The organism is bacterium (assembly GCA_035530055.1).
In the GTDB taxonomy this organism is placed as follows: domain Bacteria; phylum UBA6262; class WVXT01; order WVXT01; family WVXT01; genus WVXT01.
In genome coordinates this window covers 1-8,599 of sequence record DATKVN010000073.1, presented here as the reverse complement: position 1 = coordinate 8,599, position 8,599 = coordinate 1, and the positions used below count along the sequence as shown (strand labels likewise).

General features: G+C 44.9%; 8 protein-coding genes. All 8 read left to right on the top strand.

Annotated features, from left to right (window positions below):
* Positions 1 to 1,549, top strand: a 1,549-nt coding sequence (locus VMW39_05725; protein ID HUW23511.1) for a gliding motility-associated C-terminal domain-containing protein, incomplete at its 5' end; no start/stop codon positions are given.
* A gap of 165 nt (positions 1,550 to 1,714) precedes the next feature.
* Positions 1,715 to 2,194: a PilZ domain-containing protein gene (locus tag VMW39_05720; protein ID HUW23510.1), complete on the top strand. Its 480-nt coding sequence runs from the start codon at positions 1,715 to 1,717 to the stop codon at positions 2,192 to 2,194.
* 2 nt (positions 2,195 to 2,196) lie between these two features.
* Positions 2,197 to 3,186, top strand: a complete 990-nt coding sequence (locus VMW39_05715) for a hypothetical protein (GenBank protein ID HUW23509.1) — start codon at positions 2,197 to 2,199, stop codon at positions 3,184 to 3,186.
* Between the two features lie 168 nt (positions 3,187 to 3,354).
* Positions 3,355 to 4,038: a carbohydrate binding domain-containing protein gene (locus VMW39_05710; GenBank protein ID HUW23508.1), complete on the top strand. Its 684-nt coding sequence runs from the start codon at positions 3,355 to 3,357 to the stop codon at positions 4,036 to 4,038.
* A 159-nt stretch (positions 4,039 to 4,197) separates the two neighbouring features.
* Entirely contained in the window at positions 4,198 to 5,211 is a 1,014-nt protein-coding gene (locus tag VMW39_05705; GenBank protein ID HUW23507.1) for an OmpA family protein, read from the top strand.
* Between the two features lie 11 nt (positions 5,212 to 5,222).
* On the top strand, positions 5,223 to 7,169 hold the full coding sequence (locus tag VMW39_05700) for a carbohydrate binding domain-containing protein (protein HUW23506.1): 1,947 nt from the start codon (positions 5,223 to 5,225) through the stop codon (positions 7,167 to 7,169).
* A 113-nt stretch (positions 7,170 to 7,282) separates the two neighbouring features.
* Positions 7,283 to 8,167 (top strand): PorV/PorQ family protein, encoded by an 885-nt coding sequence (locus VMW39_05695; protein HUW23505.1) that lies wholly within the window; start codon positions 7,283 to 7,285, stop codon positions 8,165 to 8,167.
* Positions 8,168 to 8,401: 234 nt separating this feature from the next.
* Positions 8,402 to 8,599, top strand: a 198-nt coding sequence (locus VMW39_05690) for a hypothetical protein (GenBank protein ID HUW23504.1), incomplete at its 3' end; no start/stop codon positions are given.

Below are 8,599 nucleotides of genomic sequence, written 5' to 3'. Positions count from 1 at the left end.
TACAGAACTTGGTACACCAGATCAATATATAGAGATAGATTATGAATCCGACCAGTCTCTCTGGTTTATCGACGTTTACACTGACAACACGAATTGGAGTGGCGGAGGGTTCCAGCGGGGAGGTTTGATTACTGCTGACGGGAAGCAGAGGGCTCCTTTATTGTGGCGGGTTTATGATGATGTACAGGCAGGAGGTGTGGTTTTCAGCACTACTACCGACTGGGCCTGGTTTAAAGATAGAGGTGACTGGGATGACCCCAATACAACTCAATATGATGAAAGCTGGGCTGGGGCTTTTAGTGGTGGTTATGCAAATATCTGTTATGGCGGACCGGGATACACCAATCTGTCTCCCTATCCGAACGATCCTCCTGACCTTAGACCTGCGAGTTCGTCAATATATGTTTACCTGGGAGGACTTTTTGGAAGCGCTGGAGCAGGAGAATATTCAACAATAATTTCATTCGACCTTTACCATCTTGCTCCAGAGGATAAACCGGTCATTTCTCATGAGCCGATAGAGGAAATCGGAATTATCGGAAACAAGATAGTATTTATTGCTAAGATTACTGATGATAAGTCGGTGGAGAGTGCCACCATTCACTACAAAATAGGCAAGAGTGGCGAGTGGCAAATTCGCGCAATGGCTTTACAAGGGAGCCTCACGGAGAAAACAGCGACTTATATTCTGCCTTCTCAGGTAGTATCTCAACCATGCCACATATATTACTGGTTAGAAGCTGGCGATGGTGAAGGCAACATTGGTAGCTGGAGAGATGAATCCTGGCCACAGATAATTGAAGTAACTCAAAGCATCACCGGAACTGTCGGGGCCAAAGGTGGAAACATAATTCTCCCCGATGGGAATTTTACTGACGGTGAAGTTATAGTCAACATTCTGGAAGGAGCGCTAAGTAAAGACACTAAAATAACCATAGAACAGATTACGGATTTAAGCAGAATACCAGGCTATTCTGGAACAGGGAATTGGCAACCTGTCGCAATTTACAACTTTATTCCGGAAGGTACAAAATTCAAGAAGCCAGTCACAATGACTCTACTCTACTTCGACCTGGATAATGATGGCAGGCCGGAAGATTGGAAAGGGAAAGAAATGGAGTTTAACGAGAGTCAACTGGCTTGCTATTGGTGGGATGGAATTACCTGGAGGCCGGTGGGCGGGAAGATTGATGGCGACAGAAATATTACTACGATAAGGGTAAGCCACTTCAGCTATTATGCTCTGTTTAAGGCTCGGCCAATGGGAATTTCCGAATACAGGCCCGAGGAGAGAATTATTACTCCTGCCTATGTTGACGGGAAAAATGATGTTGCCTATTTCAGTGGTCTAAGTGGACAGATTACGACTATCAGGATTTACGATATCACCGGCAAGAAGATAAGGACAATCGACGGAGAGCCTTATGAATGGGATGGCAAAGATGAAGATGGAAACATAGTGGAAAGTGGAGTATATATCTATCAGTTTGAAGCGAATGTAGATGGAAAGAAAAGATTGGTCAGTGGTACCATAGCCGTAGCGAAATAGCGGTGGCGTATCGGCGACACGCAGTTCACCCCGATGTATCGGGATGGTCGTCCAAACGAAGGGACGGCACAGAGTCCGTCCCCTACAGGGAATCATGTAGGGGTGGCACTCCGTGGCCACCCGATAAAACAAAATGCATATTGCGGTTTTAAGGAGGTAAATCTGATGGGGAAAGATAGAACATCTGGTGAGAGGAGAAAATTTGACCGCTTTGCGGTTAAGATTCCCGTAAATTGTAAAACGGTCAGTCCGGAAAGAAAACATACGGGGAGAGGCTTAGTCCATACCACTACAAAGAATATCAGCAGTAACGGTATTCTGTTGAAGTGGCCTGGAGAGTATCGGTTGCCTGAATTTTTGAAATTGGGAATAAGTGTAATACCCACTTCAAAACCGATAGAGTCGATTGCCTGGACGGTCTGGACTAAGGAAAAGAGTCGTCGAGGTAAGGGCAAAACCGAACTGCCCAACCAGTATGATGTGGGATTATCTTTTGTTGAGAACGAATACAGCAAAATTCCCAGGCTGATTTCCCGGGAGACTGATTTCTACTGGGAGATATTTGAGAAAACAGGCCATATTCAGGCTTACCTATTGCATAAGGGAGTTCGTAAAGAATGTGAAGAGATTTCCAAGGATGGATAAAGATGTTTAAGAAATTTTTGTTCTTCATCTTAATCTTCGTAGGGTTAAACGTGGCGCCTAACACACCACACAAGGTGTATTCTGCCTTTAAGGATAGTGGCTGGGGGACTCGCTCGGCTGGAATGGGTGGTGCCTTCTGCGGATTGGCTGACGATGCTTCAAGTCCACTCTGGAATCCTGCTGGACTTGCCCAGATGAAATATCCTGAAGCGAACTTTATGTATTCCAGACTATATACGGGTCTTGATGGAGTAGATTTAGGCCTGAACTACTTCTCTTATGTGCTTCCCGTACATAGAGTTGGTGCGTTTGGAATTAGTAGGGCGGGATTCATTTCTACTAATCTCTACAAAGAGGAGACCTATACTCTCACCTATGCAAGCAAGATTAATGATTTTGTTCCCAGATTAATCCCGGAAGTATTTACGGGTGTAAATCTGAAGTGTTTGAGTCATGGTTATACACTGGATGAGTATTCGAGGGGAGACCCTGTATTTGCCAGCGGGCGTTCCAAAGCCAACTTTACATTCGATATCGGGCTTTTGGTCAAGCCAAACCTGCCCAGGTTCTCTGGACTATCTATAGGTATGTGCATAGAGAACATCACCACGCCCGATGTTGGTTTAAAGAGTAGAGATAGAGTTCCTTTGGAAGCGAGAGTCGGGTTTGCTTATAGAATGAAAGGATTTAAGATACTGAGGAGAATTATAGTGCGGGATGTGACACCGACGCTCGATTTCGCCTATCGTTTTCAGGATTGGGGGAGCCTGGAAGATAAGCTAAACGTACATTTAGGATTAGAGGGCTGGTTCGTCGAGAAGATGTTAGGACTTAGGATGGGCGGGAATATCAGGGAAATTACATTTGGTTTCAGCTTTAATAAGGCTCTGGCAAGATATTTTGGTATCCAGCTTGATTATGCTTTTATCTTCCCTCTGGAGATAGTAGAGACCTACGGTTCTCACAGGATTTCACTTACCGTAAGATTTTGATATGTAATGTAGCTGTAGAGCGATAGCTCTGCATTGTAGGGGCGGCACTCCGTGGCCGCCTAATGAAAGGGACGGCACAGAGTCCGTCCCCTACAGGGAGGCAAAGCTTACGCTTTGCTGCTACAATATTTAAATGGCAAAAAATAAAAGAGAAAGGAGGAATTGTAAATGGACAAGAATGTTATCTTTTCTTCTTTGGTGGTGCTGGGAGTCTTAATTCTGTTTGGATGCGTTCCATTAGAGGAGTACCGAGTAAAAGAGGAAAAGACAGTTAAGGAAGCAAAGGTAGTAAAAGAAGAGAAGGTAGTAAAAAAAGAGAAAGTGTCAGTGGAAAAACCTGGAGACATCCTGATGATTGACGACTTTGATAATGGAGCAAAGCCCAATAACGTGGGAGGCGATTTAGGAGCATGGGACCGCGACCCTGCGGATGAGACACAGACCTGCAGGGAGTATTTCACTTCTGATGTCAAGTGCGGAGAGAAAGGCTACTCTATGAAGCTGGACTACGATGTCGATTCTCCCAGCCCTGCCTTTAATGGTTATTGGACTAAACTGCAACATATCGATGTTACTCCCTACAAAAATTTCGTCTTCTATGTAAAAGGCGATGAAAAGGATGGTTTCACTACCCAGTTTAAGATTGAACTGAAAAATACGAAGAAAGAAGTGGGTAAGTATTATGTAAAGGGAGTTACTTCAGACTGGCAGAAAGTAGTTGTTCCTCTTAAGAACTTTGTGGGAATTACTGACTTCAGCAAAATGACTGAATTCGTGATAGTATTTGAGGACAGAATAGCCACAGATAGAGAGGGGGCAATCTATATTGATAATCTCTATTTTTCAAAATAAAAAAAAGGGGTCAGGGTGATTTTTTGCAGGAAATAATGTAGGGGTGGCACTCCGTGGCCACCCAAATGAAGGGACGGCACAGAGTCCGTCCCCTACAGGAAATGATGTAGGGGCGACACTCCGTGGTCGCCCAAAGAACGGAAGTTAAGGAGGTGAAGAATGTTTCGAAAAAATTACATCAATCTGGTAGTAATTCTCCTGGTATCAATGGTATTCATGGTGACAGGAACGAGCAATGGGGCAATTCTTAAGGTGGCAGATTTTGACTCAGGACAGAAGCCGAACAATCTGGGAGGAGACTTTGGTGCCTGGGACAAAGACCCCACCGACTTTACGCAGACGTGCATAGACTCGTTTTCCTCTGAGGTGAAGTGCGGAGATAAGGGTTATTCGTTGAAATTAACCTATGATGTGGACTCTCCTGAACCTGCCTACAATGGCTTCTGGACAAAGTTGCAGAACCAAGACTTGAAAGCCTATAAAGAGCTTGTCTTCTTTGTCAAGGGAGACGAAGAGAAGGGTTTTACCAAGAGGTTCAAGGTGGAGTTGAAAAATCCCACACAGGTGGGAAGTTTCCTCGTTTCCGGAGTGACCAGCGAGTGGCAGAAGGTGGTAGTCCCCCTTAATAAGTTCAAAAGAATAACCGACTGGGGCAAAATGACTGAATTTGTGGTTGTCTTTGACGATTTGACAAGCAATCCCAAAGAAGGCATTATTTACTTTGATGACATCTATTTCACCGATGGTAAAGGTGTTGAAGAAACCAAAGAGACTAAAGAGGTCAAAGTAACCAAAGAGGCTAAAGTGGCCAAAGAGACCAAAGAGACATACCTTCCCGATGCTGTTATAATCAGTTTTGATTCCGGAGACATCCACATTTCAGCAAGAGAATTTCCCAAGATAAACAAGATGGTAGATATTTTGAAGTTAAATCCCAAATATAAACTACGCATCGAGGGATATTCGGATAGCGTGGGAGTTGATGAGTTGAACCTTCTCCTCTCCAGAAAGAGAGCAGCAATCGTTCTGAACTACCTGGTGATAACCGGAGGAATCGATCCCGACCGTCTACACGCTGTGGGTTACGGAGAGGCTAAACCGATTACTGAAAATGATACCTGGCAAGGGAGAGCACTCAATAGAAGGGTGGAATTGGTAATTATTGAGAAATGAGGTGACTCTATTTGCAAACAGTCAGGAAAACAGTTAAAAATTGGCTTACGATTTCCCTGTTTCTGATTTTTCTTGCGGGTTTGAGTTTTGCTGAAGTTCTGGACAGCATGGACTCATCTGCTAATTGGCCGGTTGAGACTGATAGTGGAGCAAGTCTCTCTACTTCCACAGTCAGTGGCTTAACGGGGAATGCCGTTCGACTGGACTACGATATCGATTCCGGGGAATGGGTTGCCATTAATAGAGAAGACTTTGCCAATGTGGACATCTCTTCGGGAGATGCTGTAAGGTTTTACTATAAGGGGGCAGGAGAATCCAATCACATAAAATTTCAGATAACCGATACTGACGGTGATGTATTTGAAAGGAAACTGGCTAACCTTTCAAATATTTCCACCTGGACTCAATCAATTTTAACATTTGACAGCCTCTCCCACTGGGAAGGAACCGGGAATGGTACGCTGGATAGAGGAAATATTTCCCAGATAGGGTTTGCTATAAACGTGTCGGAAGGCGGGAGTGGGAAAGTTGCGATTGACAGCTTGGAATCTTACCAGTTAAACACACCCTCAGTCAGTCTTCTCTTCGATAACTTCAATTGTGGCACACCACCCAATGACCTTGGTGGTAATGCGGGAGCTATGTCGCCCGGTGGAAACTACGACCCTTCTATAACCTATGACTCTGGCAATGCTAAAGAAGGAGTCTATGCTCTTTCCATTACTTACGATTTTTCCTCGGGACAGTGGAGTGGTTACTGGAGTTTTATAAGGAGTGACGAGAGCGGTTATGACTTGAGTGGATACCAGAACCTGAAATTCTGGGTGAAGGGAGCAGCAGGTGGTGAAAAATTCAAGGTGGAGATAGCAGATACAGGAGATACGCCTGGAACTGAGCCCGAGGTTCAAGTTACAAGTTACATCGGGAGTGTGACCACTGCCTATCAGGAAGTGACGATACCCCTTGCAGATTTCGCAGGCCTCGATACCAGCGCGGTAAGGCAGGTAAACGTAGTCTTTGACCAGACTCCCAGGACTGGTAAAGTTTACATTGACAACATAAGATTTGCCGGGCCCGGCAGTTCTTCCGGGGGTCCGATTAGCGTTCTGGACAAGATGGACGAGCCTGCTCCTATTTCCGGCTGGCAAAATTATGGATGCGATGAAGATAAGGGAGTTACGACTACATCATTAGATACCGTATCTGGCCAGGATGGAAAAGCATTACAGTTGACCTATAAATTTAACCGGGGAGATATTGACGATTGGACAGTAATGGAAAGAGATTGGGGAAGGAATATTGCCGGAAGTGATTCTTTGAGATTTAAATATAAAGGAACAGGAAGAGACAACAACCTGGAATTGAGGGTAATGGATAAGAATGGGACTATATTTTATAAAAAAATCTATGACGTCACGAATACCGGAGGGGAGTGGAAGACTGCAACCATCCCTTACGAAGAACTCTCCCTCCACAAAAGTGGAACATATAGTAATGGCGATATTGCTGATGCGCTCGATTTAACGAAGATTGCGGGTATCTCTTTTGTGGTGAGCAAGGGAGACGGCGGGAGTGGTACTCTGGTAATTGATCAACTGGAAGTTCTGGAAGTTGATGATTTCAGAAAAGGGAGAGGAGATTCCCTGATTCAAAGTATTGTTGTCCCGGACAATCCCATCTCACCTAACAATGACGGGATTAAAGACAGAGCCAGTTTTAAGTTTACACTTGCCCGTTATGCGAATATAACCTTGAAAATTTATGATTTAGCCGGGAATTTAGTAAGAAAGATTGATGGGGGTGAAAAAGAACCGGACGTAGAGCATACAATTTACTGGTATGCAAGAGATAATTCTGAAAATTTAGTGAGAAACGGTTTATACTTATATCTTCTAGAAGCAGAGGATTTAGACAAGAAGACAGACCAGGTAAAACATGTCATCGGCGTAATCCGCTAAGCAACTCAATGTAGGGGCGACACTCCGTGGTCGCCCTGTAGGGGTGGCACTCCGTGGCCACCCGTTAGGGACGGCACAGAGTCCGTCCCCTACGGGAAAAGGGATGTGACATTATGCGTCATGCAGTTCATAAACTTTTTTGGATTGTTCTAATCGCTTTTGCGTTAAGCGTCGCCCATCACCCGCCACAGAAAGTAGAAGCTGGAGCTTTTGACAGGATAGGTATTGGAGCCCGACCAAAAGGAATGGGAGATGCCTTTACCGCAATAAGTGACGACGGAAATAGCATCTACTGGAACCCTGCTGGCATAGCGCGGATAGAAAAGAGCGAGCTCAGCGTAATGCACAAAGACCTCTTCAGTTTAGGATTGATAAATTACGAATTTCTGGGCTATGTCCATCCCAATGTTGGCAATGGTTCGCTGGGGTTTAGCTGGATACGCCTGGACACGACAAAAAATGTAGAATTTATGGATTATACGGAGAATACCTACATCATAACCTATGGGGTCAAAATAGCAACCCCATTCAGTTTGGGAGCAAATATAAAATATTACTCTGTAGATTATAAAGACGCAGGGAGCGGGATAGGAGCGGACATTGGTATTCTATACAATACTTTTGCTGGACACTTGAACCTGGGGCTTCTATACCAGGACTTCAATCGACCAAAAATAAGGTGGGAGACCCAGGCAAAAGACCAGCTTCCCGCCAATTTACGGCTGGGAATAGGATTTAGACCCAATCCCTTTATGAACTTTGCAATCGATATGGACAGACTATTGGAGAGTTACGTTGAGACTCACCTGGGAATTGAGTGGTGGTTACGGAAGAGGGGAATAGGTCTTAGAACAGGTTTGATTAATCAGGATAAGGGTAAGTGGAATTTTACTCTGGGGGGAAGTCTCGGCTATAGGTTTTTCCGTTTCGATTATGCCTGGGAGAGACACTATGACCTGGGAAGCACGCACTTGTTTTCCATGGTAATAACGTTTTAATGTAGTGGTGGCACTCTGTGGCCACCAAATGAAAGATGGCAATGTAGGGGCGACACTCCGTGGTCGCCCAATGACAGGGACGGCACGCCGAAAAATCGGCATAAACTGCGTCCGTCCCCTACGAAAAACTTCAAAAGAAGGGACGGCACAGAGTCCGTCCCCTACAATCGCCGATGGGACGGCACGCCGAAAAATCGGCATAAACTGCGTCCGTCCCCTACGGGAGTTTTGGAGATGGGGTGCAAATTGATGAGGAGAAACAGGTTATCCACTCTATTGGCTGGATTGGTAGCTTCGGCGGTAATTTTTATCTACTGCCCGGATGCCGAAAGCAAAATCCTTTTGGTGGATGATTTTGATCATCAGACATTTCTCAATAAGCTGGGAGGAGAAACCTACCCATGGAATGTCAATCCCCAAGATAAGTCGCAA